The organism is Pseudomonas sp. URMO17WK12:I6, assembly GCF_003253625.1.
Classification (GTDB): domain Bacteria; phylum Pseudomonadota; class Gammaproteobacteria; order Pseudomonadales; family Pseudomonadaceae; genus Aquipseudomonas.
The window spans coordinates 14,375-40,346 of the sequence record NZ_QKYZ01000024.1 but is presented as its reverse complement, the minus strand read 5'-3'; the positions used below and the strand labels follow the sequence as shown (position 1 = coordinate 40,346).

Annotated in this window: 24 protein-coding genes and 1 other RNA gene; 5 read left to right on the top strand and 20 right to left on the bottom strand. The window is 60.3% G+C overall.

Going from position 1 to position 25,972, the window contains the following annotated elements; genetic code table 11:
• Nucleotides 1-66 precede the first annotated feature (66 nt).
• Nucleotides 67-1,563 (top strand): sensor domain-containing diguanylate cyclase, encoded by a 1,497-nt coding sequence (locus tag F475_RS28315; RefSeq protein WP_111455300.1) that lies wholly within the window; start codon nucleotides 67-69, stop codon nucleotides 1,561-1,563.
• Nucleotides 1,564-1,630: 67 nt separating this feature from the next.
• Here F475_RS28315 and lpxC read toward each other — a convergent pair whose 3' ends face one another.
• The 18 genes from lpxC to rsmI form a co-directional block, all read right to left on the bottom strand.
• Nucleotides 1,631-2,542: a UDP-3-O-acyl-N-acetylglucosamine deacetylase gene (gene lpxC, locus F475_RS28310; RefSeq protein WP_007939852.1), complete on the bottom strand. Its 912-nt coding sequence runs from the start codon at nucleotides 2,540-2,542 to the stop codon at nucleotides 1,631-1,633.
• Between the two features lie 112 nt (nucleotides 2,543-2,654).
• Nucleotides 2,655-3,848, bottom strand: a complete 1,194-nt coding sequence (ftsZ, locus tag F475_RS28305) for a cell division protein FtsZ (protein WP_007939850.1) — start codon at nucleotides 3,846-3,848, stop codon at nucleotides 2,655-2,657.
• 66 nt (nucleotides 3,849-3,914) lie between these two features.
• Nucleotides 3,915-5,174, bottom strand: coding sequence for a cell division protein FtsA (ftsA, locus tag F475_RS28300; RefSeq protein WP_007939849.1), 1,260 nt, complete (start codon nucleotides 5,172-5,174; stop codon nucleotides 3,915-3,917).
• Between the two features lie 15 nt (nucleotides 5,175-5,189).
• Entirely contained in the window at nucleotides 5,190-6,059 is an 870-nt protein-coding gene (locus tag F475_RS28295) for a cell division protein FtsQ/DivIB (protein WP_007939848.1), read from the bottom strand.
• Nucleotides 6,060-6,063: 4 nt separating this feature from the next.
• The gene (locus F475_RS28290; RefSeq protein ID WP_111455299.1) at nucleotides 6,064-7,020 is read right to left on the bottom strand and encodes a D-alanine--D-alanine ligase; all 957 of its coding nucleotides are present in this window, start codon (nucleotides 7,018-7,020) and stop codon (nucleotides 6,064-6,066) included.
• Entirely contained in the window at nucleotides 7,017-8,477 is a 1,461-nt protein-coding gene (gene murC, locus F475_RS28285) for a UDP-N-acetylmuramate--L-alanine ligase (protein ID WP_018930135.1), read from the bottom strand. The genes F475_RS28290 and murC overlap by 4 nt, the downstream gene beginning before the upstream one ends.
• The gene (gene murG, locus F475_RS28280) at nucleotides 8,470-9,540 is read right to left on the bottom strand and encodes an undecaprenyldiphospho-muramoylpentapeptide beta-N-acetylglucosaminyltransferase (protein WP_018930134.1); all 1,071 of its coding nucleotides are present in this window, start codon (nucleotides 9,538-9,540) and stop codon (nucleotides 8,470-8,472) included. The genes murC and murG overlap by 8 nt, the downstream gene beginning before the upstream one ends.
• Nucleotides 9,530-10,747, bottom strand: coding sequence for a putative lipid II flippase FtsW (gene ftsW, locus F475_RS28275; RefSeq protein WP_064616204.1), 1,218 nt, complete (start codon nucleotides 10,745-10,747; stop codon nucleotides 9,530-9,532). Before ftsW ends, murG begins: the two co-directional genes overlap by 11 nt.
• Entirely contained in the window at nucleotides 10,744-12,090 is a 1,347-nt protein-coding gene (gene murD / locus F475_RS28270; RefSeq protein ID WP_064616203.1) for a UDP-N-acetylmuramoyl-L-alanine--D-glutamate ligase, read from the bottom strand. Before murD ends, ftsW begins: the two co-directional genes overlap by 4 nt.
• 5 nt (nucleotides 12,091-12,095) lie before the next feature.
• On the bottom strand, nucleotides 12,096-13,178 hold the full coding sequence (gene mraY / locus F475_RS28265; RefSeq protein ID WP_008016698.1) for a phospho-N-acetylmuramoyl-pentapeptide-transferase: 1,083 nt from the start codon (nucleotides 13,176-13,178) through the stop codon (nucleotides 12,096-12,098).
• The gene (gene murF / locus F475_RS28260) at nucleotides 13,178-14,545 is read right to left on the bottom strand and encodes a UDP-N-acetylmuramoyl-tripeptide--D-alanyl-D-alanine ligase (protein ID WP_028939846.1); all 1,368 of its coding nucleotides are present in this window, start codon (nucleotides 14,543-14,545) and stop codon (nucleotides 13,178-13,180) included. Before murF ends, mraY begins: the two co-directional genes overlap by 1 nt.
• Nucleotides 14,538-16,001, bottom strand: a complete 1,464-nt coding sequence (locus F475_RS28255) for a UDP-N-acetylmuramoyl-L-alanyl-D-glutamate--2,6-diaminopimelate ligase (RefSeq protein WP_018930130.1) — start codon at nucleotides 15,999-16,001, stop codon at nucleotides 14,538-14,540. Before F475_RS28255 ends, murF begins: the two co-directional genes overlap by 8 nt.
• Nucleotides 16,001-17,740 carry a penicillin-binding protein 2 gene (locus F475_RS28250; protein ID WP_018930129.1) on the bottom strand — a complete coding sequence of 580 codons (1,740 nt, stop codon included), beginning with the start codon at nucleotides 17,738-17,740 and terminating at the stop codon, nucleotides 16,001-16,003. Before F475_RS28250 ends, F475_RS28255 begins: the two co-directional genes overlap by 1 nt.
• Nucleotides 17,740-18,033: a cell division protein FtsL gene (ftsL, locus tag F475_RS28245; RefSeq protein ID WP_003205353.1), complete on the bottom strand. Its 294-nt coding sequence runs from the start codon at nucleotides 18,031-18,033 to the stop codon at nucleotides 17,740-17,742. The genes F475_RS28250 and ftsL overlap by 1 nt, the downstream gene beginning before the upstream one ends.
• Nucleotides 18,030-18,977, bottom strand: coding sequence for a 16S rRNA (cytosine(1402)-N(4))-methyltransferase RsmH (gene rsmH / locus F475_RS28240; protein ID WP_018930127.1), 948 nt, complete (start codon nucleotides 18,975-18,977; stop codon nucleotides 18,030-18,032). The genes ftsL and rsmH overlap by 4 nt, the downstream gene beginning before the upstream one ends.
• On the bottom strand, nucleotides 18,974-19,429 hold the full coding sequence (mraZ, locus tag F475_RS28235; RefSeq protein WP_003205355.1) for a division/cell wall cluster transcriptional repressor MraZ: 456 nt from the start codon (nucleotides 19,427-19,429) through the stop codon (nucleotides 18,974-18,976). The genes rsmH and mraZ overlap by 4 nt, the downstream gene beginning before the upstream one ends.
• Before the next feature lie 354 nt (nucleotides 19,430-19,783).
• Nucleotides 19,784-20,137: RNase P RNA component class A (rnpB, locus tag F475_RS28230), an RNA gene on the bottom strand.
• A gap of 76 nt (nucleotides 20,138-20,213) precedes the next feature.
• Nucleotides 20,214-21,119: a 16S rRNA (cytidine(1402)-2'-O)-methyltransferase gene (gene rsmI / locus F475_RS28225; protein ID WP_177431141.1), complete on the bottom strand. Its 906-nt coding sequence runs from the start codon at nucleotides 21,117-21,119 to the stop codon at nucleotides 20,214-20,216.
• 177 nt (nucleotides 21,120-21,296) lie between these two features.
• Between rsmI and F475_RS28220 the strand changes: the two genes are divergently transcribed.
• The 4 genes from F475_RS28220 (at nucleotide 21,297) to F475_RS28205 (ending at nucleotide 24,743) form a co-directional block, all read left to right on the top strand.
• On the top strand, nucleotides 21,297-23,108 hold the full coding sequence (locus tag F475_RS28220; protein WP_111455298.1) for a penicillin-binding protein activator: 1,812 nt from the start codon (nucleotides 21,297-21,299) through the stop codon (nucleotides 23,106-23,108).
• Nucleotides 23,108-23,470 (top strand): YraN family protein, encoded by a 363-nt coding sequence (locus F475_RS28215; RefSeq protein WP_111455297.1) that lies wholly within the window; start codon nucleotides 23,108-23,110, stop codon nucleotides 23,468-23,470. The genes F475_RS28220 and F475_RS28215 overlap by 1 nt, the downstream gene beginning before the upstream one ends.
• 104 nt (nucleotides 23,471-23,574) lie before the next feature.
• Nucleotides 23,575-24,168: a phosphoheptose isomerase gene (locus F475_RS28210; protein ID WP_008025961.1), complete on the top strand. Its 594-nt coding sequence runs from the start codon at nucleotides 23,575-23,577 to the stop codon at nucleotides 24,166-24,168.
• Nucleotides 24,165-24,743: a BON domain-containing protein gene (locus F475_RS28205; RefSeq protein ID WP_018930122.1), complete on the top strand. Its 579-nt coding sequence runs from the start codon at nucleotides 24,165-24,167 to the stop codon at nucleotides 24,741-24,743. Before F475_RS28210 ends, F475_RS28205 begins: the two co-directional genes overlap by 4 nt.
• A gap of 97 nt (nucleotides 24,744-24,840) precedes the next feature.
• On the opposite strand, the gene F475_RS28200 is transcribed toward F475_RS28205, so the two are convergent.
• Nucleotides 24,841-25,254: a ClpXP protease specificity-enhancing factor gene (locus F475_RS28200; RefSeq protein WP_064616201.1), complete on the bottom strand. Its 414-nt coding sequence runs from the start codon at nucleotides 25,252-25,254 to the stop codon at nucleotides 24,841-24,843.
• 16 nt (nucleotides 25,255-25,270) lie between these two features.
• On the bottom strand, nucleotides 25,271-25,888 hold the full coding sequence (locus tag F475_RS28195; RefSeq protein ID WP_007939828.1) for a glutathione S-transferase N-terminal domain-containing protein: 618 nt from the start codon (nucleotides 25,886-25,888) through the stop codon (nucleotides 25,271-25,273).
• Between the last annotated feature and the right edge of the window lie 84 nt (nucleotides 25,889-25,972).

Here is a 25,972-nt window from a genome sequence, read left to right as displayed (position 1 = left end):
TTCTGGGACTCTGCCCGATTGTTGTAAAAGCACTTTCATAACGCCTTATTTGCAGAAGTCAGAACCATGAGTGTGAACAGTGCGAAATCCCGTGATCCGATCCGTTCGACACGCTCGGAGCGGCTTCTGGTTCTCAGTAGTGTGTTGTTGGTGATTGCAATACTGAGCATCGTCGCGTTCCTGCTGATCCGCGAACACGCCAATGCCAAATTGTCCGCCGCTCGCGCCGCCAACAATATCGTGCAATTGATCGACGCCGACGTGCTGCGCAATGTCGAACTCTATGACGTGTCCCTGCTGGGTTTGATCGCTGCCTCCCAGCGGGAAGACCTCAAGAGCGTTTCCCCAGCCATTCGTCACCTGGCCTATTTCGACCGCGCCACTGCCGCGCCGTACAAGGGCAACATCTTGTTGCTCGACAACAAGGGCTATGTGATCGCCGACTCGGCCTCGGTGGAGCCCAGAAAGGGCAACTTTGCCGATCGCGAATACTTCCAGGCCCACATCAACAATCCGGACCCGGGCATGTTCATCAGTCGCCCTTTCAAGGCCCGGCCGCCGGAACAGGATTGGCGGATCAGTTTCAGCCGCCGGGTGAACGGCACCCAGGGTGAGTTCCTCGGCGTGGCCGAGGCCGCCATGCATTTGAGCTACTTCGATCAGTTGTTCAACAGCTTGAGCATCGGCCGCGACAGTACGGTCAGCCTGATCAGCAAGGACGGGATTCTCCTGGCCCACCAACCCCACCTGGCCGAAGAGCTGATCGGCAAGGATTTCAGCAACCGCCCCAATTTCCAGCGCATCGTCAAAGAAGGCAACGGCAGCTTCACCGGCATGTCCAGTCGATACAACGATGAGCGCTTGTACACCTTCTCCAAGGTCGGGAATTTGCCGTTGATCGTCATCGTTGCGCTGTCCAGCGATGAAGTCTTTGCGGCCTGGAAGCGCACCGCGGTGGTAGTCACTTCTGCGACCGTTGCCCTGTGCGTGAGCCTGCTGTGGCTGACCTGGTTGCTCTGCCGGGAGCTGCGTCGACGCCAAAGTGCCGAGCAGGAGCTGGCACAACTGGCCGCCACCGACCCCTTGACCGGTCTGGCCAATCGCCGAAGCCTGGATCAGGCTCTGCACCATGAATGGTTTCGTGCCCAGCGTTCCGGTCAGCCGTTGTCGCTATTGATGATCGATATCGATCATTTCAAGGCGTTCAATGATCGCCACGGCCACCGAGGGGGCGACGATGCCTTGCGCTCGGTGGCCAAGGTGATCGACACCCATGTTCGACGGCCGGCGGACCTGGTCGCCCGGTATGGTGGCGAGGAGTTTTCAGTGATCCTGGCTGAAACCGACAGCGCCGGAGCCCGACAGATTGCCGAAAAAATCCGTATGGCGGTGGAGCAATTGCCGTTGGTGGGAGGTGATGTGTCACCGATTACTGTCAGTATTGGTATCAGTACCTGGACGACAGCAACCGACATCAGCCTGGAACAGTTGCTGTTTGCAGCGGACAAGGCGCTGTATCAGGCCAAGGAAAACGGGCGGAACCGGGTGGTCGCTGCGGATTGATCGTTCCCGCTGGCATAAAAAAAGGCCACCCGAAGGTAGCCTTTAAAAAACTAGAGAGGTTTTTTGCTTACACGGCCGCAACAGGACGCATGTAAGAGATCGGTGCGGTGCTGGCGTCTTCGAACGTCACGACTTCCCAAGCATCTGTCTGCTCAATCAACTTGCGCAGCAGCTGGTTGTTCAATGCGTGTCCGGACTTGAAGCCCTTGAACTCACCAATCAGGCTATTGCCCAGCAGGTAGAGGTCACCAATCGCATCGAGGATTTTGTGCTTCACGAATTCGTCTTCATAGCGAAGGCCGTCTTCGTTCAGTACACCATCCGCGTCGACCACAATTGCGTTTTCAACGCTGCCGCCGAGTGCGAGGTTGTGCTTGCGCAGGTACTCGATATCACTCATGAAACCAAAGGTACGCGCGCGGCTGACTTCTTTTACGAACGAAGTGCTGGAAAAATCCACGCTTGCACTTTGTGTGCGGTCACGGAAAACCGGGTGATCGAAATCGATCTCGAAGCTCACTTTGAAACCTTCGAAAGGGACGAAAGTGGCGCGCTTGTCGCCGTCTTCCACTGTCACTTCCCGCAGGATCCGGATGAACTTCTTGGCGGCGTCCTGCTCTTCCAGGCCGGCCGATTGAATCAGGAATACGAAGGGGCCAGCGCTACCATCCATGATCGGGACTTCGGACGCGGAGAGCTCGACGTAGGCGTTATCGATGCCCAGGCCAGCCATGGCCGAGAGCAGGTGCTCCACCGTGTCCACTTTGACGTCACCGTTAACAAGCGTGGTCGACATAGTGGTTTCGCCAACGTTTTCCGCGCGGGCAGGAATCTGCACCACAGGGTCGAGGTCAGCACGACAAAACACAATGCCGGTATCGACAGGCGCTGGCTTGAGGGTCAGGTAGACCTTCTCCCCGGAGTGCAGGCCGACACCTGTGGCACGGATAATATTCTTCAGGGTGCGTTGTTTAATCATGGCATGGGCCGCTTCAGCGCAAATTGCGAACTGGTATCAACAAAGGCTGGCGATGATAGCAGACCAGACCTTTGCTGAACACCAATCACCCTAATACCCCTGATACATTTCATCAATCGGCCTGACGACGCAGGAAAGCCGGGATGTCCAGGTAGTCCAGATCATCTTGCGGGTTCATCTTCGCGGCAGTCGCAGCACCGGCCTGAGCCTGGTTGCGCATGACGGTCGGACGGTCCAGGTCACGGTAATTCACCGCTGGCTGTTCCTGACGAACAGGGGCTTGTTGTTGTGGCTGGGAGGCCATCGAGGTGTGAACGGTATTGTCGATGACCTTCACAGGCTTCTCGATTTTGGCGCCCAGACCAGTGGCAACCACGGTCACGTGCAGTTCGTCGCGCATGTCCGGATCGATAACGGTACCGACCTTGACCATTGCGTGCTCGGAAGCGAAAGCTTCGATGATGCTACCCACGTCGGAGTACTCACCCAGAGACAGGTCAGGACCGGCGGTGATATTCACCAGGATGCCGCGTGCACCTTGCAGGTTCACGTCTTCGAGCAGCGGGTTGCGAATGGCCGCTTCGGTCGCTTCACGTGCACGGTTCGGACCGCTGGCGCAGCCAGTGCCCATCATCGCCATGCCCATTTCGCTCATCACGGTACGTACGTCGGCGAAGTCGACGTTGATCATGCCCGGACGCTTGATGATGTCGGAGATACCGCGAACGGCGCCGGCCAGTACATCGTCGGCCTTGGCGAAAGCCGACAGGAGGCTTGCGTCTTTACCGAGGATGGTCAGCAGCTTCTCGTTGGGAATGGTGATCAACGAGTCGACGCTTTCAGACAGCAGACGGATACCTTCGTCGGCGAGCTGCATGCGCTTGCGGCCTTCGAACGGGAACGGACGGGTCACCACCGCAACGGTGAGGATCCCCATTTCCTTGGCCACTTCAGCAATGATTGGCGCTGCACCGGTACCGGTACCGCCGCCCATGCCGGTCGTGATGAACACCATGTTGGTGCCCTGCAGGACTTCGGCAATGCGCTCACGGTCTTCGAGAGCGGCCTGACGACCTACTTCAGGGTTGGCGCCGGCGCCCAGACCTTTGGTCACGCTGGTACCCAGTTGCAGAATGGTGCGCGCGCTGATGCTTTTCAGCGCTTGGGCATCAGTGTTGGCGCAGATGAATTCAACGCCTTCAATGTTGCTCTTGACCATGTGATTGACAGCGTTGCCGCCGCCTCCGCCAACACCGATAACTTTAATAACCGGGCTTGCGGGGATGTTGTCTACGAGTTCGAACATTTTCCCTCTCCTTACATTCTCTAGTTTTTTCGCCTACTGCTTTTGAAGCGGTGTTGCGGTAAAGCTTTAGAAATTGCCTTGTACCCAGCTCTTGATGCGATCGAGCAGAGCGGCTTTCGGTTCGTCATTGCTGTAGCTGTCGCGGCTGCCGATGCCCGAGAACGAAATCCCGTCGGACTGCTTCTGCAGGCCGTACATCAACAGGCCAACGCCGGTGGAATAGATCGGGTTGCGGACCACGTCGTCCAGGCCCTTGACGCCATGGGGCACGCCCAGGCGAACCGGCATGTGGAAGATCTCTTCGGCCAGTTCGACCGCGCCTTCCATCTTCGACGTACCGCCGGTCAGCACGATGCCGGCCGGGATCAGGTCTTCATAGCCGCTGCGACGCAGTTCGGCCTGGATCAGGGTGAACAGCTCGTCGTAACGCGGCTCGACCACTTCGGCCAGGGCCTGGCGGGACAGTTCGCGCGGTGGACGGTCGCCGACACTCGGTACCTTGATGGTTTCGCCGGCACCGGCCAGTTTGGCCAGGGCGCAGGCATAGCGAATCTTGATTTCTTCGGCGTACTGGGTCGGGGTGCGCAACGCCATCGCGATGTCGTTGGTCACCTGGTCGCCCGCAATCGGGATCACTGCGGTGTGGCGGATCGCGCCTTCGGTGAAGATCGCGATGTCGGTGGTACCGCCGCCGATGTCCACCAGGCACACGCCCAGTTCTTTCTCGTCGTCGGTCAGCACCGAATACGCCGAAGCCAGTTGCTCGAGAATGATGTCGTCGATTTCCAGGCCGCAGCGACGCACGCACTTTTCAATGTTCTGTGCGGCGTTGACGGCGCAGGTGACCACGTGAACCTTGGCTTCCAGACGCACGCCGGACATGCCCAGCGGCTCGCGCACGCCTTCCTGGTTATCGATCACATAATCCTGCGGCAGGGTGTGCAGCACGCGCTGGTCAGCCGGGATTGCCACAGCCTGGGCGGCGTCGAGGACGCGTTCAAGGTCGGCGGAGCTGACTTCGCGATCACGAATCGCCACGATGCCGTGGGAGTTCAGGCTGCGGATGTGATTGCCGGCCACGCCGACGAACGCCGAGTGGATCCGGCAACCGGCCATCAGCTGCGCTTCTTCGATAGCGCGCTGGATCGACTGGACGGTGGACTCGATGTTCACCACTACGCCTTTTTTCAGGCCGCGGGACGGATGTGTACCGATCCCGACGATTTCGAGCGTGCCGTCGTCCGCGACCTCGCCGACCAGCGCCACCACCTTGGAGGTGCCGATATCGAGACCGACGATCATTTTGCCGCTTTGCACGTTTGCCATGGGTCCTGCCTCTTCTTAATTCTTTGCGACAGCGGGTTGGGCTGTCGTCGGCGCTACAGGTTCCCGCCAGCCAACGGCAAGGCCGTTGGCGTAGCGCAGATCGATGCGCGCAATGTTCGTAATCTGCTCTTTGAGCGTCTTGTCATAGATGGCAATGAAGCGGCGCATCTTTTCCACCAGGTTGCCGCGTCCCAGCAGCAGTTCGATTCCGGGACCGGCGCTGCCTGCGCCGGTGGTCAGGAACCAGCTGCCTCGTTCACGCAACTCCAGGCGTGCAATCGAGAAGCCCAATGGCCTGAGCATCTGGCTCAGCACCTGGTATTGCTGCATCACTTGTTGCTGGGCCCGCTGCGGGCCGAACAGCTGTGGCAAGTGTTCGTAGTTCGCCAGCTCGCGCGGGGTGAACGCCTGTCCCTGGTTATTCAACAGCGACTCATCGCCCCAACGGGCCACCGGCAGTTGTTCTTCCAGGCGAATCACTACCTGATCCGGCCACACCCGACGCACTTCGGCGTGGGCAATCCATGGCATCTGTTCAAGCTCGGTGCGCATGCTCGCCAGGTCGATGGTGAAGAAGCTCGACGCCACGTACGGGGCGATCCGCTGCTGCACCGCTTGCTGGCTGATGTAACTCAAGTCGCCCTGCACGGCGATTTTGGTGATCGGCCGGTCGGCGTACGGCAGCAAACGCTGTGCGCCTTCGTAAGTACCGAACCCCAACGCCACCAGCAACACGGGCCAGAACAGGCTTTTCAGAAAACCGAAGTTGGCTTTCGGCAGGCGCACGGACATCGGCTCTTTGGCCACCATTCGGCTGGCACCCCGCGGCACCGGCTTGCGGCCGGGTGGTGCGGAGGGCTGATGTCTCAGCTGTGCGCCTTGCATGGTCTTACCCTCGTGGCTCGATGCTTGCGGCCAGAATCGCCAGAACCAGTTGCTGGAAATCCAGGCCGGCGGCACGGGCCGCCATTGGTACCAGACTGTGATCGGTCATGCCCGGTGCGGTGTTGACTTCCAGGAACCAGAACTGCCCGTCGGCGTCCTGCATCACGTCCGCCCTGCCCCAACCGGCGATACCCAGCGCCTCACAGGCTTTGGCCGTGAGGTCCATGAGTTCCTTTTCTTTGTCGCTGTCCAGGCCGCACGGAATGCGGTACTGGGTATCGTTGGCGATGTACTTGGCGTCGTAGTCGTAGAAACTGTGCGTCGTGCCCAAGGCAATCGGTGGCAACACCTGGTCACGCAGGGTGGCGATGGTGAACTCCGGACCATGAATCCATTGCTCGACCAACACTTGCGAATCGTAGGTACTGGCCGCTTTCCACGCCTCGATCAACTCGGGCGCGGTCGTCACTTTGGCCATCCCGATACTGGAACCTTCATGGGCCGGTTTGACGATCAACGGGAAGCCCAGTTCCTTGGCCGCCGAAATACAATCGGCCTCGCAGCGCAGTACCGCGTGGCGTGGCGTCGGAATGCCTAGGCTGTGCCAGACCTGCTTGGTGCGCAGTTTGTCCATGGCCAGGGCCGAGGCCAGAATGCCGCTGCCGGTGTACGGAATTCCTGCGCATTCGAGCAGGCCCTGCATGCTGCCGTCTTCACCGCCACGACCGTGGAGGATGATGAAGGCGCGGTCGATTTTTTCGTTCAGCAAGCGTTGCAGCAGGTCATCGCCTACATCAATACCGAACGCGTCCACGCCGGCGCTTTGCAGTGCTTCGATCACCGCGTTACCCGACTTCAGGGACACTTCACGCTCGGCACTCTTGCCGCCGAACAGCACGGCAACGCGACCGAAATCCTTCGGCGCTACAGTGGAGACGAGGTTGGCGTAAGCAGCAGTCATTTCAACTTCCCCTCTACCGGTGCGGCAACGGCCCCGGCGAACAACGGACTGTTCAACAGTTTGGGTGCGAGACCGCCGATATCACCGGCGCCCTGGCACAGCAGAATGTCGCCGGCACGCAGCAGCGGCTTGACGATCGGCGCGAGATCGATGCCGCGCTCGATGTAGATCGGGTCGAGCTGACCGCGCTGACGGATGCTGTTGCACAGCTTGCGGCTGTCGGCGCCCGGAATCGGCTCTTCGCCGGCCGGATAGACTTCCATTAGCAGCAGCACGTTGGCGTCGGCCAGCACATTGACGAAATCGTCGTACAGGTCGCGGGTGCGGCTGTAACGGTGCGGCTGGTAGACCATCACCAGACGGCGCTCCGGCCAGCCACCGCGCACGGCTTTGATCACGGCCGCGACTTCGGTCGGGTGGTGACCGTAGTCGTCCACCAGCATCACGTTGCCGCCTTCGACCGGCAGTTCGCCGTACACCTGGAAGCGACGGCCAACACCCTGGAAGCCGGACAGGCCCTGGACGATGGCTTCATCGCTGACGCCTTCGTCGGTGGCGATGCAAATGGTCGCCAGCGCGTTCAACACGTTGTGGTTGCCCGGCATGTTCACCGAGACATCCAGCGGCTCGCGATCAGGGCGCAGCACGGTGAAGAAAGTCTGCATGCCTTGTTGGCGTACGTTGATGGCGCGTACGTCGGCGTCATCGCCGAAGCCGTAAGTGACCGTCGGACGCTTCACCAGCGGGAGGATTTCACGCACCACCGGATCGTCCAGGCACACCACCGCCAAACCGTAGAACGGCAGGTTGTGCAGGAACTCGACGAAGGTTTTCTTCAGCTTGTTGAAGTCACCGTCGTAGGTCGCCATGTGGTCGGCGTCGATGTTGGTGACCACGGCCACCAGCGGCTGCAAGTGCAGGAAGCTGGCATCGCTTTCGTCGGCTTCGGCGATCAGGTAGCGGCTGGTGCCGAGCTGGGCATTGGTGCCCGCGGCATTCAGACGGCCACCGATGACGAACGTCGGGTCCAGGCCACCGGCGGCGAACACCGAAGCGATCAGGCTGGTGGTGGTGGTTTTGCCGTGGGTACCGGCGACGGCGATGCCGTGGCGGTAGCGCATCAGCTCGGCGAGCATCTCGGCACGCGGCACCACCGGAATCCGGCGTTCCAGCGCGGTCGCGACTTCCGGGTTGGACGTGTTGACGGCGCTCGACACCACCAGCACGTCGGCGGCTGCGGCATTCTCGGCACGGTGGCCGATGAAAATATGCGCACCAAAAGATTCCAGGCGCTCGGTCACCGGCGAAGCTTTCAAGTCGGAACCGGACACTTGATAGCCCAGGTTCAGCAACACTTCGGCGATACCGCACATACCCACACCGCCGATTCCGACGAAGTGGATACGACGGATACGGCGCATTTCCGGTTGTGGCATGGCTTTCTTGTTCTCAACCATGGGCCACCTCAAGGCAAGTATCGACCACGTTACGAGTGGCATCGGGTTTGGCCAGGCGGCGTGCCGCGCTGGCCATGTCGTTGAGTCGTTGCGGTTGCATCAAGACCTCTGTCAGGCGAGCGGCAAGGTCCGCTGCGCCAGTCGTTCTTTGCGGCATCAGGAAGGCAGCGCCTTCACGGGCCAAATAATCGGCGTTGCGGGTCTGGTGATCGTCGATCGCGTGGGGCAAAGGCACCAGCATCGAGGGCAGACCGGCGGCCGCCAGTTCACTGATGGTCAGCGCTCCTGCGCGGCACACCACCAGGTCGGCCCAGCCATAGGCTTGGGCCATGTCTTTGATGAATGGCTGCACTTGCGCCTCGACGCCAGCCGCGCGATAGCGCTCTGCAGTCACTTCATCGTGGTTTTTGCCGGCCTGATGGAACACGTCCGGGCGCAGGTCGGGGGCGACTTGCGACAGGGCTTCAGGCAGCAACTTGTTCAACGGCTCTGCGCCCAGGCTTCCGCCCAGGATCAGCAAACGCGCCTTGCGACCGGCCAGGGCAGGTCGCGGTGTTTCGAGGAACAGCTCGGTGCGCACTGGGTTACCGGTGGTCCGACGGCTGTCCGACAGGGTAAAGGTGTCGGGGAACGCTTCACAGACTCGGGCGGCCAACGGCACCAGCAACCGATTGGCGGTACCGGCCACGGCGTTCTGCTCGTGAACGATGACCGGCACGCCGGCCAGTCTGGCTGCAACGCCGCCAGGGCCAGTCACAAAACCACCAAAGCCGACCACACAGACTGGCCGCAGCTGACGAATGATCGCCCGCGCCTGCCAGATCGACTTGAGCAACATGACCGGCGCCTTGAGCAGGGACAATTTGCCCTTGCCGCGCAAACCGCTGGCGTGGATCCGATGCAATTCAATACCGGCCGCCGGCACCAGATCGTTTTCGATCCCGCGGGGCGTACCGAGCCAGTGCACGGTGTAGCCGCGGGCCTGGAACTCACGCGCACAGGAAAGTGCCGGGAACACATGGCCCCCGGTGCCGCCAGCCATGATCAGTACGTTAGCGCCCATGGTTCGGCTCCTCGGCGAAGTCGCTCTCATGGAATTCCATTTCTTCGCTGCCCAAATGGGTTCGACTCTCCCACTCGATGCGCAGCAACAAGCCAAGACAGGCACAGCAGATAACCAACGAACTGCCGCCATAACTGAGGAATGGCAGGGTCAGACCTTTGGTCGGCAACAGGCCGACGTTCACGCCGATGTTGATCAGGAACTGGCCGATCCACAGGAACGACAAGCCGTAAGCAACGTAGGCGGCAAAAAACTGTTTGGCTTTCTCGGCCCACAGGCCGATGTACATGCCACGAATACACACGAAGACGAACAGCGCCACCGTGCACAAGGAACCTACGGCCCCCAGCTCTTCAGCCAGCACCGAAAACACGAAGTCGGTATGGGCTTCCGGCAGGTAGAACTGTTTCTGCACGCTGTTGCCCAGGCCGACGCCCAGCCATTCGCCGCGACCGAAAGCGATCAAGGCCTGGGAGAGCTGATAGCCGGCACCGAACTGGTCGGCCCACGGATCGGCAAAGTTGGTCAGACGCGCCATTCGATACGGCTGCATCTGAATCAACAACACCACCGCCGCGACGGCCAGGACCACCATCAGGGAAAACCGGAACAGCCCGACCCCGCCGAGGAACAGCATCGCCGCAGCTGCCCCCATCATCACGACGGTGGCACCGAAGTCTGGCTCCATCAGCAACAGACCCGCCATTGGCAACAGCACGATGAACGGCTTGAAGAAGCCCATCCAGCTTTCACGCACTTCTTTCTGGCGACGCACCAGATAACCGGCGAGGTAGATCACCACGAACACCTTGGCGATCTCGGAAGGCTGAACGTTGAAGAAACTGAAGCCGATCCAGCGCATCGAACCGTTCACTTCCCGGCCGATCCCCGGGATGATCACCATCACCAGCAAGCCGAATGCACCAATCAACATCAGCCAGCCCAAGCGTTGCCAGGTGGCAATCGGAATCATCATGGTGACGACGCAGGCACCCAGGCCCAGCACAACGTAAACAAGGTGGCGAATCATGTAGTACAGGGCGCTGCCCGACTGCACCGCCCCCACCTCGGTCGATGCCGAGGCAATCATGATCAGCCCCAGGCCGAGCAGTGCCAGGCAACCGGCGAGCATCGGGAAATCGAGGTCGATACCGCGCCCGGTGATCAGCGGCGATGGATACGGCTTGATGATGTTTCTCAAGCTCATGCCAGATCCTCCACGGCGCGGACGAACTGGTGACCACGGTCTTCATAGTTCTTGAACATGTCGAAGCTGGCGCAGGCCGGCGACAGCAGCACCGCGTCGCCCTTTTCGGCGATGGCGCGGCATTGCTCGACCGCTTCGATCAGCGAGCCGACGCGAATCAGTGGCACGGCATCGCCGATGGCCTCACCGATCTTGTCGGAATCACGGCCCATCAAAATGACGGCGCGGCAGTTGGCCGCCACCGGATCACGCAAATCCTTGAATTCGGCGCCCTTGCCATCGCCACCGGCGATCAGCACAAGCTTGCCGTCGATGTCCGCCCCCAGGCCCTCGATGGCCGCCAATGCGGCGCCGACGTTGGTGGCTTTGGAATCGTTGTAGTAGCTCACGCCATCAAGGTCGCGGACCCACTGGCAGCGGTGCTCGAGCCCGGCGAAATTGCGCAGGGCTGAAAGCATGGCGTCGAACGGCAGGCCGACGGCGTGACCGAGCGCCAATGCCGCGAGGGCGTTGGACTGGTTATGCGCACCACGAACTTTCAGCTCGCGTACCGGCATCAGGTTCTGGAATTCGAAGGCCAGGTATTTCTCGCCGCTCTCTTCTCGAATGCCGAAGGCCTTGAAGTCGGGTTTGTTCAAACCGAAGGTCCAGCACGGCTGACCTTCACCCATCAGCGGACGGCTCAGGGCGTCCTGACGGTTGACCACAAACTGCCTGGCGCCCCGGAAGATCCGGTGCTTGGCCAAGTGATAGGCCGGCAGACCGCTGTAGCGGTCCATGTGGTCTTCACTGATGTTGAGCACGGTCGCCACTTCGGCGTTGAGCTGATCGGTGGTTTCGAGCTGGAAGCTCGACAGTTCCATCACGTACAGCTCGATGTCGTCGCTGAGCAAATCCAGCGCCGGCGTGCCGAGGTTGCCACCAACGGCAACACGCTTGCCGGCCGCAGCCGCCATCTCGCCGACCAGGGTGGTGACGGTACTTTTGGCGTTGGAACCGGTAATGGCGACAATCGGCGCTTTCGCGTTACGCGCGAACAGCTCGATGTCTCCGGACATTTTCACGCCACGGGCGGCGGCAGCCTGCAGGGCCGGGGTCGCCAGCGCCAGGCCGGGGCTCACGTAGAGCTCGTCGGCACGGCACAGGAATTCGACGTCCAGCTCGCCACAACGCACTTCCACGTGCGGATAGTCACGCTTGAGCGTGGCCAGTTCCGGTGGATTTTCCCGCGTATCGGCGACAGCAAACGACACGCCCCGGTTCGCCAGGAAGCGAACCAGGGACATGCCGCTCTTGCCGAGGCCGACAACGATGCGGAAGTGGTCAGAAGCGATCAGAGACACTCGTTCTACCTCAGCTTCAGGGTGGCAAGGCCGATCAACACGAGAATCACGGTGATGATCCAGAAACGGACGATCACGCGCGGCTCGGGCCAGCCCTTGAGTTCAAAGTGGTGGTGAATCGGTGCCATGCGGAACACACGGCGACCGGTCAGCTTAAAGGAGGCAACCTGAATGACGACTGACAGGGTCTCCATCACGAACACACCGCCCATGATGAACAGGACGATTTCCTGACGGACGATCACTGCGATGGTGCCCAGGGCCGCACCCAGCGCCAGCGCGCCAACGTCGCCCATGAAGACTTGTGCCGGATAGGTGTTGAACCAGAGGAAGCCCAGGCCAGCACCGATCAAGGCGCCGCAGAACACAATCAGCTCGCCCGCGCCCGGTACGTAAGGAATCAGCAGGTATTCGGCGAACTTCACGTTACCCGACAGGTAGCAGAAGATCCCCAGGCCGCCGCCGACCATCACGGTGGGCATGATCGCCAGACCGTCGAGGCCGTCGGTCAGGTTGACCGCGTTGCTCGAGCCGACAATCACGAAATAGGTCAGGACGATGAAACCTGCGCCCAGCGGAATGCTGTAGTCCTTGAGCATCGGCAGGATCAGGGTGGTTTCCACCGGCGTCGCGGCAGTCATATAAAGGAAGATCGCCGCGCCCAGGCCGAACACCGACTGCCAGAAATACTTCCAGCGGCTCGGAAGGCCGCGGGAGTTTTTCTCGATGACTTTGCGATAGTCGTCAACCCAGCCGATGGCGCCGAACAGCAGGGTCACCAACAACACGACCCAAACGTAACGGTTGGTCAGGTCAGCCCAAAGCAAGGTGCTGACGCCGATGGAGGAAAGAATCAGCGCGCCGCCCATGGTCGGGGTGCCTGACTTCGACAGGTGCGATTGCGGGCCGTCGTTGCGAACGGATTGACCGATCTGACGGTTCTGCAGAGTGCGGATCATCCACGGGCCATAGCACAGCGACAAGACCAGCGCGGTCAGTACACCGAGAATCCCGCGCAGGGTCAGGTACTGAAAGACCGCGAAGCCTTTGTAGAACTGTTGCAGATACTCCGCTAGCAGCAGCAGCATTAATGTTTCTCCAGACTGGTCCCGCACAAAGCGGCAACGATGTTTTCCATCGCAGCGCTGCGCGAGCCCTTGATCAAAAAGGTAGTGTTTGTGTCCTGCTCGGCTTCCAGGGCCTTGATCAGTTCAGCCTGTGTGCTGAAGTGAAAGGCCTGCTCGCCGAAAGCGTTCACGGCGTGAGCCATCATTGGCCCGACGGCGTAAAGCGCGGAAACCTTGCCGCGGGCGTAATCGCCCACATCGCGGTGCCCCTGCTCTGCCCACGCGCCCAACTCGCCGATATCCCCGAGCACCAAAACGGTGCGGCCGGAAAAGCCGGCGAGTATATCAACGGCGGCGCACATAGAGGTGGGGTTCGCGTTGTATGTGTCATCGATTACGCGCATGCCGTTAGGCGCCAGTTGCGCGACGGTGCGTCCCTTGACCGGTTGCACCGCGCCAAGGCCGGTGGCGATGCCGAACAGCGACACACCCAAGGCATGCGCGGCAGCGGCAGCGGCCATGGCATTGGCGACGTTATGGGTGCCGAGCAGATTCAGCTGAACCCGCTCCACACCTTCAGGGCTGTGCAGGTTGAACGCCGGGCAACCGCGGGCATCGCGATCCAGGTCGCTGGCATGGAAATCGGCGTTGACGTTGCTCAGGGCAAAAGTCAGCACTTTTCGACCGGCGGCACGGGTCTTCCAGATGTCGAAGGCCTTGTCGTCGAGATTCAGCACGGCGATGCCATCGGCATCCAGCCCTTCGAGAATCTCGCCCTTGGCTTCGACGATTTTTTCCGGCCCGCCGAACTCTCCAACGTGGGCAGTCCCGGCGTTGTTGATGATGGCCACGTGGGGTTTGGTCATGGCGACGGTGTAGGCAATCTCGCCAATGCGCGAAGCGCCGAGTTCGATCACGGCGGCGGTGTGTTCCGGCGCCAGTTCGAGCAGGGTCAGCGGAGCGCCGAGGTCATTGTTCAGGTTGCCACGGGTCGCCAGCACCGGACCGCGTGTGCGCAGGATGCTCGCCAGCATTTCCTTGACCGTGGTCTTGCCGCTGGAGCCGGTAACGGCCGCGACCGGCTGAGTGAACGCGGCACGGTTGATCGCGCCCAACTGGCCGAGGGCCTGGCGGGTGTCCTTGACCAGCAGTTGCGGCAGCGAGCTGTCGGCCACTTCGCGCTCGACCAGTGCACCCACGGCGCCTTTGGCGGCGACGTCATTCAGGTAGTCATGGCCATCGAAACGTGGACCGGCCAGAGCAATAAACAGCTGGCCGGGCTTGATCGCGCGGCTGTCGATGCTGACACCATCGAAGCTGGCATCGACGGAGATCAGACGGGCATTCAGTGCGCCGGTCAGTTCGCTCAGTTTCAAGGCTTTAAGCATGGGCCACCTCCCACGCGGTCAGCGCATGATCGGCCTCGACCAGATCGGAGAAAGCGAGGCGTTCGCCATTGATTTCCTGATAGTCCTCATGACCTTTACCGGCCAAGACAATCACGTCATCCGCCGAAGCGCTGGCGATCAACTGGGCAATCGCCTGGCCACGACCGGCGACGAAGGTGACTTTATCCACAGCGGTGAAACCGGCGCGGATGTCGTCGAAAATCGCGGCGGGGTCTTCGGTGCGCGGGTTGTCGTCGGTGACCAGCACACCATCGGCCAGACGCTCGACCACTTCAGCCATCAGCGGACGCTTGCCGCGATCGCGATCACCGCCGCAACCGAACAGGCACAGCAACCGGCCTTTGGCGTGAGGACGCAGGGCCATCAAGACTTTTTCCAGCGCATCCGGCGTGTGGGCGTAATCGACCACCACCAACGGCTGAGTGCCGCCGCCCAGACGCTGCATGCGACCGGCCGGACCTTCGAGCTTTGGCAACACGTTGAGGATTTCGTCCAGCGCATAGTCCAGACCGAGCAAGGCACCGACCGCGGCCAACACGTTGCTCAGGTTGAAACGGCCGAGCAAGGTGCTGCGCAAATGGTGTTCGCCTTGCGGGGTAACCAGCGTGGCGCGCACGCCTTCGTCACTGAACTGCGCTTCGCGGCAATACAGGTAAGCGCGGGAGTCTTCCAGGCTGTAAGTGATCAGCCGCGACTCACCCTCATCAGCCGCCAGTTGCCGGCCAAAATCGTCGTCGAGGTTGACCACCCGGCACTTCAGATCATTCCAGGCAAACAACTTGGCCTTGGTTTCGCCATAGGCCTGCATGGTGCCGTGGTAATCCAGATGATCGCGCGACAGGTTGGTCATCACCGCCACATCGAAGGCCAGCGCGGTTACGCGGCCCTGATCCAGCCCATGGGAAGAGACTTCCATGGCCACGGCTTTGGCACCGGCCTTTTTCAGGTCGGCGAGGGTTGCTTGCAGCGCAATCGGGTTCGGCGTGGTGTGCAAGCCGCTTTCCAGCGCGCCATGGAAACCGGAGCCCAAAGTGCCAACGATACCGCAGTGTTGACCGAGCAAATCCAAGGCTTGCGCGACCAACTGGGTCACGCTGGTTTTACCGTTGGTGCCGGTCACGCCGATCAGGTTCATGTGACGGCTCGGGTCGCCGTAAAAGCGCCCGGCGATATCCGACAGCTGCGCCGCCAGGCCTTTGACCGGAATCAGCGGCACGTCGGTAATCGGCAGCACGGTCGCGCCTTCGACTTCATAAGCCACGGCGGCAGCACCGCGCTGCAAGGCGTCGGCGATGTGCGCACGACCGTCGAACTTGCCACCAGGGACCGCAAGGAACAAATCACCTGCCCGTACGTTACGGCTGTCCAGCGCCAATTCGCGGATCAATAGATCATGGCCGGCGTGGGCGAAAATCTTGTTCAGGCTCAGCGACATCAGCCGCGCCCTCCATTAGCTTTCAGCGGAACGACCGGTGCGGCGTTCGCTTGTTGAGTGGCTGGCAGGTTGTCCGGGGTGATGTTCATCAGGCGCAAGGTCCCGGACATCACTTTGCTGAACACCGGCGCCGATACCAGACCACCGAAGTAACCGGCCTTGGTCGGTTCGTCGATCACCACCACGATCGCGTAACGCGGGTCGCTCATCGGGCCGAAACCGGCGAACAGCGAGCGGTAGGAGTTCTCGGCGTAGCCTTTGGTTCCGACCGACGTCTTACGCGCAGTACCCGACTTGCCGCCCACGTGATACGCCGGCACCTGCGCACGGAATACGCCGCGCGGGGCTTCGATCACTTGTTGCAGCATGCCTTGCATGGTTTTCGCGACGGCTTCTGGCAGCACCTGAGTGGTTTGCGGCGCCTTGTCGGTTTTGATCAGGGTCAACGGCGCGAGGCGACCATTGTTGGCCAGGGCCGAGAAGGCGTGGACCAACTGGATCGCGGTCACGGAAATACCGTAGCCGTAGGACAGCGTGGCGGTTTCAGCCTTGCGCCATTCGCGGTAGTTCGGCAGGTTGCCGACGCGCTCACCCGGGAAACCCAAGCCGGTGTCCTGGCCGAGGCCAACTTTCTGTGCCAGACGGAAAATCGTTTCGCCACCGATATCGAACGCGACCTTACTCATGCCGACGTTACTGGAATTGATCAGGATACCGGTCAGGTCGAGCACCGGACCTTCGGTCTTGGATACGTCCTTGATGGTGTATTTACCAATCTGCAAACTGCCCGGGTACACCTCGACGGTGTCGCTCGGTTTCCAGCGCCCGGTTTCGATCGCGGCGCTCATGGAGATCGCTTTCATGGTCGAACCCGGCTCGAACACGTCGATCATCGCGCGGTTGCGCATCATCGCCGGTTGCAGGTTGCGACGGTTGTTCGGGTTGTAGGTCGGCTGGTTGACCATGGCGAGAATCTCGCCGGTCTTCACGTCCATGATCACCAGGCTACCGGCCTTGGCGCCGTTCTCGATGATCGCGTTGCGCAGTTCGCGGTTGGCCAGGTATTGCAGGCGCAGGTCAATGGACAACGCCAAGGGCTTGCCGGCCTTGGCGTTTTTGGTGACCTGGACATCTTTGATCAGCCGGCCGCGCCGGTCCTTGATGACCTGTCGCTTGCCGGGCACCCCGGCCAGCCATTCGTCGTAGGCCAGCTCGACGCCTTCGCGTCCGTGATCGTCGATGTCGGTAAAGCCGACCATGTGGGCGGTGACTTCACCCGCCGGGTAGAAACGCCGGAACTCTTCGATGCCATAAACGCCCGGCACTTTCAGATCGAGCACAGCCTGGCCCTGCTCAGGGGTCAGCCCGCGCACCAGGTAGATGAATTCTTTGTTGGCCTGGGCTTCGAGACGTTCGGCCAGGGCTTTGGGATCCTGCCCCAAGGCAGCCGCCAGTGCCGGCCATTTCTCTTTGGCCAGCTGCATTTCCTTGGCGTTGGCCCACAGGGTGGTGACCGGGGTACTCACGGCCAACGGCTCGCCGTTACGGTCGGTGATCAGACCACGGTGAGCCGGGATTGGAATATGACGAACACTGCGCGCGTCGCCCTGACCTTTAAGGAAGTCACGGTCGACCACTTGCAGATCAATGATGCGCCAGGAAATCGCCACCACCATGATGCCGAGCAAGCCCAGCACCAGACGGAATCGCCACGGGAAGAGTGCGCCTTCGAGTTTCATCATGGCGCCACCATCTGCACTTCAGCAGCGCCAGGAATGCGCATCTTCAGTTGTTCGGTCGCCAACACTTCGATACGGCTGTGGGCGGTCCAGGTGCTTTGTTCGAGAATCAACCGGCCCCACTCCGCCTGCGCCTTGTCGCGCACGCTCAATTCGTTGTACAGCGAATTCAACAGCTGACGGTTCCAGTGGGCGCTATAGGACACACCGATGGCCGACACGAGCACACCGATAAACAGCAGCAGCATGAAAAAGCTTCCGCCGGGAAGTGGTTTGGCGAAAAGCTTGCTCACCGCAGTTTCTCCGCGACACGCATGATGGCGCTACGGGAACGTGGGTTGGCTTTGAGTTCGGCCTCGGAGGCGGACTGCGCTTTGCCATGGACTTTGATTTTCGGTTCGAAGGCGACGTGACGGACCGGCAAGTTGCGCGGCAGGTTGTCGGCTTCGCCTTTCACCAGTTTGCGCATGAACAGTTTGACGATGCGGTCTTCCAGCGAGTGGAAGCTGATCACCACCAGGCGACCGCCGACTTCCAGGCACTCCAGAGCGGCTTCGAGACCGGCTTCCAGATCGCCCAGCTCGTTGTTGACGTGAATACGCAGCCCCTGGAATGCACGGGTGGCCGGGTTCTTGCCCTTTTCCCATGCAGGGTTGGCGACTTTCAGCACTTCTGCCAGATCGGCAGTGCGCTCGAACGGCTTGATGTCGCGACGTTCGGCCACGGCACGCGCCATGCGGCCTGAGAAACGTTCTTCGCCGTATTCCTTGAACACCCGGGCGATTTCCTCCACCGGCGCGGTATTGACGAACTCGGCGGCGCTGATCCCGCGGGACGGGTCCATTCGCATGTCCAACGGGCCGTCGTTGAGAAAACTGAAGCCGCGCTCAGGGTCGTCGAGCTGAGGCGAAGACACGCCCAGGTCAAGCAGAACACCGCTGACCTTGCCGGCCAGACCGCGTTCGGCGACTTCCGAACCGAGCTCGGCAAAGCTGCGCTGTACAACGACAAAGCGGCCGTCTTCGGCCGCTAGCGTTTGCCCGGTGGCAATCGCTTGAGGATCTTTGTCGAACCCGAGTAACCGACCATCGGGCCCGAGCTTGCTGAGAATCAACCGGCTATGTCCGCCGCGTCCGAACGTGCCGTCCAGATAGCAGCCATCAGGACGTACGGCGAGAGCCTCGACGGCTTCGTCAAGCAGTACGGTGATGTGGTTAAAGCCGCTATCAATAGTCACAGGATCAAATCACGCAGTTCATCAGGCATGGCGCCCGGTTGTTGAATAGCAGCCAGGTCAGCGGCAGAAACCGCATTCCAGGCATCCTCGTCCCACAATTGGAACTTGTTCAGTTGGCCTACCAACATTGCGCGCTTATCCAACTTGGCATATTCGCGAAGACGCGGCGGGACCAGAAAACGACCACTGCCATCGAGCTCGAGGTCGACGGCATTACCAATCAGTAAACGTTGCAGGCGGCGGTTTTCTTCGCGAAGCGAAGGCAGTGCACGCAGTTTGGTTTCGATAATTTCCCACTCATCGAGGGGATAAACACACAAACACGGATCAACGGCATCGATGGTGACGATTAATTGACCGGAACTACGCGAAACGAGCTCGTCACGGTACCGGCTCGGCATGGCGAGACGGCCCTTTGCATCGAGACTGATAGCGTTAGCTCCGCGAAACACGTCAGCGTTTCTCCAAATATTAGCGTTTTGCGCTCAAAAAACCCACTTCATGCCACTTTCCGCCACTTGCGCACACTATAGGAATGCGCCCACCACACCGTCAAGGCGCGGATAGAAGGAAAAGCCTTACAGAACGGAGATTTAGGAGTGTAAAAGGAGGGGAAACGAGAATCTGGCGGATGAATTCGTTCAATAACTTGAATCAGCACAGAAGGCTGCGTTCAGAAGTTAAAGTAGTTTGTTAAGAGTAAGATTTTTTCGGTATTACAAAAGCGCTTCTGCTATTGATTCAGCAGGGAGGGAAACTGCCATTACGCATATCGCTGCCAATGATTGAAGCAGAGAGAAAAAAAGGTGGAGAGTCGATCTGTAAGCCGGGTTCTGTCTTGAACAGTCATTCGTCTACGATGGCCATCACTGGACATCTTTAGCAACCTACCCGGTCCCAGCGCGGGCCACGCCTTGGGACCCTATTTGGTCTTGCTCCAAGTGGGGTTTACCTAGCCACGAACTGTTGCCAGACGTGCGGTGCGCTCTTACCGCACCTTTTCACCCTTACCGGCGCCGAAGCGCTTAGGCGGTTATTTTCTGTGGCACTTTCCGTAGGCTCACGCCTCCCAGGCATTACCTGGCACTTCGCCCTATGGAGCCCGGACTTTCCTCCCCCCCCTAATTTTCATAGAGGGCAGCGACTGTCCGATCGACTCTCCGCCGCGAAGATTAACGGCAGAGCGGTCGAAGAACAAGCTCTAAAAGCCTCTGGCCGGCGCTGCGCGTCGCTTTTTTACTCGCCCTTCTGCTTATCCAGCGCAACCTGATAGAGCACATTCTTGCGCTCGCCAGTAATTTGCGCCGCCAATGCCGCCGCACGCTTGAGCGGCATTTCTTCAAGCAGCAGATTGAGAATACGCATGGCTTCGCTGCTGACAGCGTCCTCAGTCTCGGGAGCAGACCAGCCAGCGACCAGCACTACGCACTCGCCGCGCTGCTGGTTGCTGTCCGATTCGACGAACTCGCGCAGCTCGGCCAGCGGCAAGCCTTTAAGGGTTTCGAAGGTCTTGGTCAACTCGCGCGCCAGCAATGCCGGACGATCGGCGCCGAATACCAGCTCCATGTCTTGCAGGCATTCAAGGATGCGGTGTGGAGCTTCATAAAAGATCAGCGTGCGCGGCTCTTCTTTTATCAGTTCCAGGCGAGCGCGTCGGCCGACAGCCTTGGCCGGTAGAAACCCTTCGAAGATGAAACGGTCCGATGGCAACCCCGCCGCCGAGAGCGCCGCAATCAATGCACAGGCCCCCGGAACCGGCACCACATTGATCCCTGCGGCACGGGCCTGACGCACCAGGTGATAACCCGGATCGGAAATCAGCGGTGTCCCGGCATCGGAGATCAATGCCACATCGTCGCCAGCGAGCAAGCGAGTGATAAAGCGACTGCCTTCATCCCTCTCATTGTGTTCATGGCAGGCCGCCAGCGGCGTGGGGATACCGAAGTGCTGCATCAATCGCTGGGAATGGCGAGTGTCTTCGGCAGCAATCAACGAAACCTCGCGCAGGATCTTCAGCGCACGCGCACTGATGTCGTCCAGGTTGCCGATGGGCGTCGCCACCACATAAAGCGAGCCAGCAGCGGAATTCAAAGCACCTGGAGCAGTCAAAGCGCACACCTCATAATCGGTAAAAGCCGCCATTGTAGCGCGTAGCGACATTCGCGATACCTGCAAGCAACCCTCGGTTTTCCAGCCTTTTGTGCAGTGTCGCAACATTTGCATGAGCTAAATTGATCGATTCACGCCAGTAACATCGCGCCCCGGCCAGCGCTTGGGTACAATTCCACGCTTATTTGATCGAGTATCAGGAACACTTACATGATCGCTTGCCTGCGGCTGTTCTCTGCCCTCTGCCTCGCTGCCTTGCTGGCGGCTTGCGCCAGCTCGCCCTCCTCCAGCCTTGGCGAACTTCCACGGACCCCGGATGCCAGTGTCGAGCAACTGCTCGAACAGGCCACTCAAAGTAAAACGCCGGACAAGGCAGCCTTGCTGCGCTTGAGCGCGGCAGACCTGGCTTATCGTCAGGGCAATGCCGGCCAATCCGCGCAAATTCTGCAACAAGTACCGATGGAACAACTCAAGCCTGGCCAACAGGTCTTCGCCAGCACCCTGGCGGCTGAATTGGCCATGGTGCGCAATCAGCCCAAAGCGGCGCTGACGGCCCTGAGCCATCCGAGCCTGCAACGCCTGAGCGAACTGCCAGCCGAACAACAGGTTCGCACCGGCACCGTCCATGCCCGCGCCCTTGAGGCCGACGGTCAGACCCTGGCCGCCGCACGGGAGCGCATTTTCATCGCCCCCATGCTGAGCGATCAAGCTGCGAGCAAAAACCACGAAGCGATCTGGACCCTGATCGCTTCACTGCCGACCGATCAATTGCAGCCGACCACCGACGACGACCTCGGCGGCTGGCTGAGCCTGGCCCGGGCAGTGAAAACAGCCGGCACCCTGGAACAGCAGCAAGCCGCGATCGACAACTGGCGCGCGAACAATCCAAAGCACCCGGCCGCCATCCAGCTGCCGCTGCCATTGACCAAACTCAAGGATCTGGCCAGCCAGCCCCTGAGCAAGATTGCCCTGCTGCTGCCGCAAGACGGCCCGCTGGCCTCGGTCGGCAAAGCATTGCGCGAAGGTTTCATGGCCGCACACTACCAGGCGCAACAAGCCGGGCAGAAGCCGCCAGCCGTCGAGTTCTATGACAGCTCGCGCCTGACCTCCCTTGACGAGTTCTATCGCAAGGCCCAGGCCGACGGCGTGCAATTGGTGGTCGGGCCGCTGGAAAAACCGCTGGTCAAACAGCTCAGCGCTCGCCCGCAACTACCGATCACCACCCTGGCGCTGAACTACAGCGAAGGCGAACAAGGTCCGCCCCAGCTGTTCCAATTCGGCCTTGCCGCTGAAGACGAAGCCCGCGAAGTATCCCGTCGTGCGCGCGCCGATGGCCTGCATCGTGCCGCCATCATGGTGCCGAAAGGCGAATGGGGTGACCGCGTACTCAGAGCATTCAGCCAGGATTGGCAAGCCAACGGCGGCAGCATTGTCGCGACCGAGCGCGTCGACCAACCGGTGCAACTGGCCCAGCAAATTGCCGACATGTTCCAGCTGCGTCAGAGCGAAGGCCGCGCCAAGAGCCTGCAAAACACCGTTGGCTCACAGGTAGCCGCCCAGCCTTCGCGTCGTCAGGACATCGAGTTCATCTTCCTGGCCGCGACGCCGCAACAGGCTCAACAGATCAAACCGACCCTGAACTTCCAGTACGCGGGTGACGTGCCGGTTTACGCCACCTCCCACGTGTTCAGCGCCAGCGGCGACCAGAACCAGTACAACGACATGAACGGTATTCGCTTCTGCGAAACCCCATGGCTGCTGGATGCCAACGACCCGCTGCGCAAACAGGTCACCGCACAATGGCCACAAGCCGCTGGCAGCCTGGGCCGTCTATACGCGATGGGCGTTGACGCCTATCGCCTGGCACCACGCCTGGGGCAACTCAAGGCCTTGCCGGACAGCCGCATCGAAGGTCAATCGGGCAGCCTGGGCATGACTCAGAATCAACGGGTCGTGCGTCAGTTGCCATGGGCAGAGTTCGTCAACGGTCAGGTTCAACGCCTGCCGGACACCTCGCACTGATGCCCGACAGGTCACGCCAGCAAAGCGGTAAGGATGCCGAGCGCCATGCGCTCGAGCATCTTCAGCAACAAGGTCTGCGCCTGCTGGCGCAGAACTGGTTATGTAAACGCGGCGAGCTTGATCTGGTCATGCTTGATGGCGATACAGTAGTATTCGTCGAAGTCCGCTACAGAAAAAACACCCAATGGGGTGGCGCGCTCGATAGCATCGATGAGCGCAAACGGCAGAAACTGATTTTCGCCGCGCAGTATTTTCTTCAGCGCGAGTCGCGTTGGGCCGATTCCCCCTGCCGCTTCGACGTGGTTGCCATCGACAGCAGCCTCGATCAGTTGAACTGGATGCAAAATGCCTTCGACTGCTGATCGCTTGCGCCCCGAACCGGACACCTACACCCAACACTTTTGCTCTTTGCTTTGCGGGCTGCACTTTCATGTGCCAAGTAGCCGCGCTAATTAAGGTCACACAGATGGACATGCAATCCCGAATTCGCCAGCTTTTTCAGGCCAGTATCGACACCAAGCAAATGGCGATGGACGTACTTGCACCGCACATCGAGCAAGCCAGCCAGGTGATGGTCAACGCCCTGCTCAACGAGGGCAAAATGCTTTCGTGCGGCAACGGTGGCTCCGCCGGCGATGCACAGCACTTTTCGTCCGAGCTGCTCAATCGCTTCGAGCGTGAACGTCCGAGCCTGCCAGCCATTGCGCTGACCACCGACAGCTCGACGATCACCTCGATTGCCAACGATTACAGCTACAACGAAATCTTCTCCAAACAGATCCGCGCCCTCGGCCAGCCGGGCGACGTATTGCTGGCGATTTCCACCAGCGGCAACTCGGCGAACATTATTCAAGCGATCCAGGCCGCACATGATCGCGAAATGATTGTCGTAGCATTGACGGGTCGCGATGGCGGCGGCATGGCATCGCTGCTATTGCCTGAAGACGTCGAGATTCGCGTACCGGCCAATGTCACTGCACGTATTCAGGAAGTCCACCTGCTGGCGATCCATTGCCTTTGCGATCTGATCGACAGCCAACTGTTCGGGAGTGAAGAATGACCCCTAATCGCCTAAGCCTTCTGGCCTTGACCCTGTGCCTCGGCATCAGCGGCTGCACATCAGTGGTTAACGCCAGCCGTGAAGCGCCGATCGAAGATGACCGCGGTACGCGCACCTTCGGCAGCAAGATCGACGATTCTCTGATCGACACCAAGGTCGGCGTGAACATCGCCAAGGCCGATCCGGCCCTGGACAACGATTCGCACATCGTCGTAACCAGCTTCAACGGTGTTGTGTTGCTCGCCGGGCAAACCCCGCGCGCCGACCTCAAGGCCAAGGCCGAACAGGTCGCCGCCTCCGTTCAGCGCGTGAAGAAGGTGCACAACGAACTGCAAGTGCTGCAGCCCTCCTCGCTGCTGGCACGCCAGAACGACACCTGGCTGACCACCAAGATCAAGACTCAGATGCTCACCGATCCCTCCATCCCGGGCTCGCGCATCAAGGTTGTGACCGAGAACGGCATCGTTTATCTGCTCGGCCTGCTGACCAAGCAGGAAGCGGCGCAGGCGACCAATCTGGTGCAAGGCGTTTCTGGCGTGCAGAAGATTGTGAAGCTGTTTGAGTACATCGACTGATACTTGCTTACGCGATGGCATCCTTGAGATCGCCTTCGCCGGCAAGCCTGGCTCCTACAGTAATAAAAAAGGCGATCCTTGCGGATCGCCTTTTTTATTACTTCACCACCTTCAAACTGGGTCGACCGCTGGGACGCGGCGGCTCGCTGTCGGGTGGCGGGATATCATCATCCGGCTCGATGTCTTCCTCGTCCTCTAGCGGCGATTCCATATCGAACACCATGCCCTGGCCGTTCTCCCGAGCGTAAATGCCCAGGATCGACGCGATAGGCACGTACAGGGTGTGTGGCACGCCACCGAAGCGCCCCTCGAAACTGACCGCCTCGTTATCCATGTGCAAATGACGCACGGCTGCCGGGGATACGTTCAGGACAATCTGCCCGTCACTGGCAAAACCCTGAGGCACCTGCACCGACGGATACTCGGAATTGACCAGCATGTGCGGGGTGCAATCGTTGTCCACAATCCACTCGTAGAGCGCGCGGACCAGATAAGGTCGACTGGAGTTCATAGCGGCTCCTTAAGCCTTAGCGCATATCGCGTTCGACACCAGACAGACTCGCCTGGAAAGCCTCACGCGCAAACTGGCGCTCCATGTAATCAAGCAGCGGCTTGGCAGGCCGCGGCAGTTCTATACCCAAAATCGGCAATCGCCAGAGTATTGGTAGTAGGCAGCAATCCACCAGACTTTGTTCCTCACTGAGGAAAAACGGCTTGTCGGCGAATAGCGGCGACACGCCTGTCAGGCTTTCGCGCAGCTCTTTACGAGCCACCACGCGAGCTGCTTCCTTGGTCCGCGAATCCAGAATCAGATCCACCAGGCCACACCAGTCACGCTGAATGCGATGAATCAGCAGACGGCTGTTGGCACGCGCCACAGGATAAACCGGCAGTAGTGGCGGATGCGGGTAACGCTCATCCAGATATTCCATCACCACGGTCGACTCCCACAACGCCAGGTCACGATCGACCAGGGTGGGCAGGCTTCCGTAAGGGTTCACTTCAATCAGTTTAGGCGGCTGACGACCAGCCTCCACGTAAATGATCTCGGCGCTGACACCCTTCTCTGCAAGTACGATGCGCACTCGGTGGGAATAGTGGTCGGCGGGGTCGGAGTAACAGGCCAACCGATTGGTCACGCCCATGGCGGTCCTCCTCGCTTGTTGAAATTATCGAAAACGGAAAAACACGCGCGCCCAGAGGGCGCCTCCCGTAACGCCTGGATCACC

Excerpts from the sequence above, each read along its gene's own strand:
- ftsW (WP_064616204.1), bottom strand. The coding sequence starts at position 10,747 with ATGAGCTTGAGAAACATCATCAAGCCGTATCCATCGCCGCTGATCACC.
- F475_RS28200 (WP_064616201.1), bottom strand. The coding sequence starts at position 25,254 with ATGAACTCCAGTCGACCTTATCTGGTCCGCGCGCTCTACGAGTGGATT.
- murF (WP_028939846.1), bottom strand. The coding sequence starts at position 14,545 with ATGCTTAAAGCCTTGAAACTGAGCGAACTGACCGGCGCACTGAATGCC.
- mraY (WP_008016698.1), bottom strand. The coding sequence starts at position 13,178 with ATGCTGCTGCTGCTAGCGGAGTATCTGCAACAGTTCTACAAAGGCTTC.
- ftsZ (WP_007939850.1), bottom strand. The coding sequence starts at position 3,848 with ATGTTCGAACTCGTAGACAACATCCCCGCAAGCCCGGTTATTAAAGTT.
- rsmI (WP_177431141.1), bottom strand. The coding sequence starts at position 21,119 with ATGGCGGCTTTTACCGATTATGAGGTGTGCGCTTTGACTGCTCCAGGT.
- murC (WP_018930135.1), bottom strand. The coding sequence starts at position 8,477 with ATGGTTGAGAACAAGAAAGCCATGCCACAACCGGAAATGCGCCGTATC.
- F475_RS28290 (WP_111455299.1), bottom strand. The coding sequence starts at position 7,020 with ATGACTGCTGCTTACGCCAACCTCGTCTCCACTGTAGCGCCGAAGGAT.
- F475_RS28295 (WP_007939848.1), bottom strand. The coding sequence starts at position 6,059 with ATGCAAGGCGCACAGCTGAGACATCAGCCCTCCGCACCACCCGGCCGC.
- murG (WP_018930134.1), bottom strand. The coding sequence starts at position 9,540 with ATGGGCGCTAACGTACTGATCATGGCTGGCGGCACCGGGGGCCATGTG.
- ftsA (WP_007939849.1), bottom strand. The coding sequence starts at position 5,174 with ATGGCAAACGTGCAAAGCGGCAAAATGATCGTCGGTCTCGATATCGGC.
- F475_RS28215 (WP_111455297.1), top strand. The coding sequence starts at position 23,108 with ATGCCCGACAGGTCACGCCAGCAAAGCGGTAAGGATGCCGAGCGCCAT.
- lpxC (WP_007939852.1), bottom strand. The coding sequence starts at position 2,542 with ATGATTAAACAACGCACCCTGAAGAATATTATCCGTGCCACAGGTGTC.
- F475_RS28315 (WP_111455300.1), top strand. The coding sequence starts at position 67 with ATGAGTGTGAACAGTGCGAAATCCCGTGATCCGATCCGTTCGACACGC.
- F475_RS28195 (WP_007939828.1), bottom strand. The coding sequence starts at position 25,888 with ATGGGCGTGACCAATCGGTTGGCCTGTTACTCCGACCCCGCCGACCAC.
- F475_RS28250 (WP_018930129.1), bottom strand. The coding sequence starts at position 17,740 with ATGAAACTCGAAGGCGCACTCTTCCCGTGGCGATTCCGTCTGGTGCTG.
- F475_RS28220 (WP_111455298.1), top strand. The coding sequence starts at position 21,297 with ATGATCGCTTGCCTGCGGCTGTTCTCTGCCCTCTGCCTCGCTGCCTTG.
- F475_RS28210 (WP_008025961.1), top strand. The coding sequence starts at position 23,575 with ATGGACATGCAATCCCGAATTCGCCAGCTTTTTCAGGCCAGTATCGAC.
- F475_RS28205 (WP_018930122.1), top strand. The coding sequence starts at position 24,165 with ATGACCCCTAATCGCCTAAGCCTTCTGGCCTTGACCCTGTGCCTCGGC.
- F475_RS28255 (WP_018930130.1), bottom strand. The coding sequence starts at position 16,001 with ATGTCGCTGAGCCTGAACAAGATTTTCGCCCACGCCGGCCATGATCTA.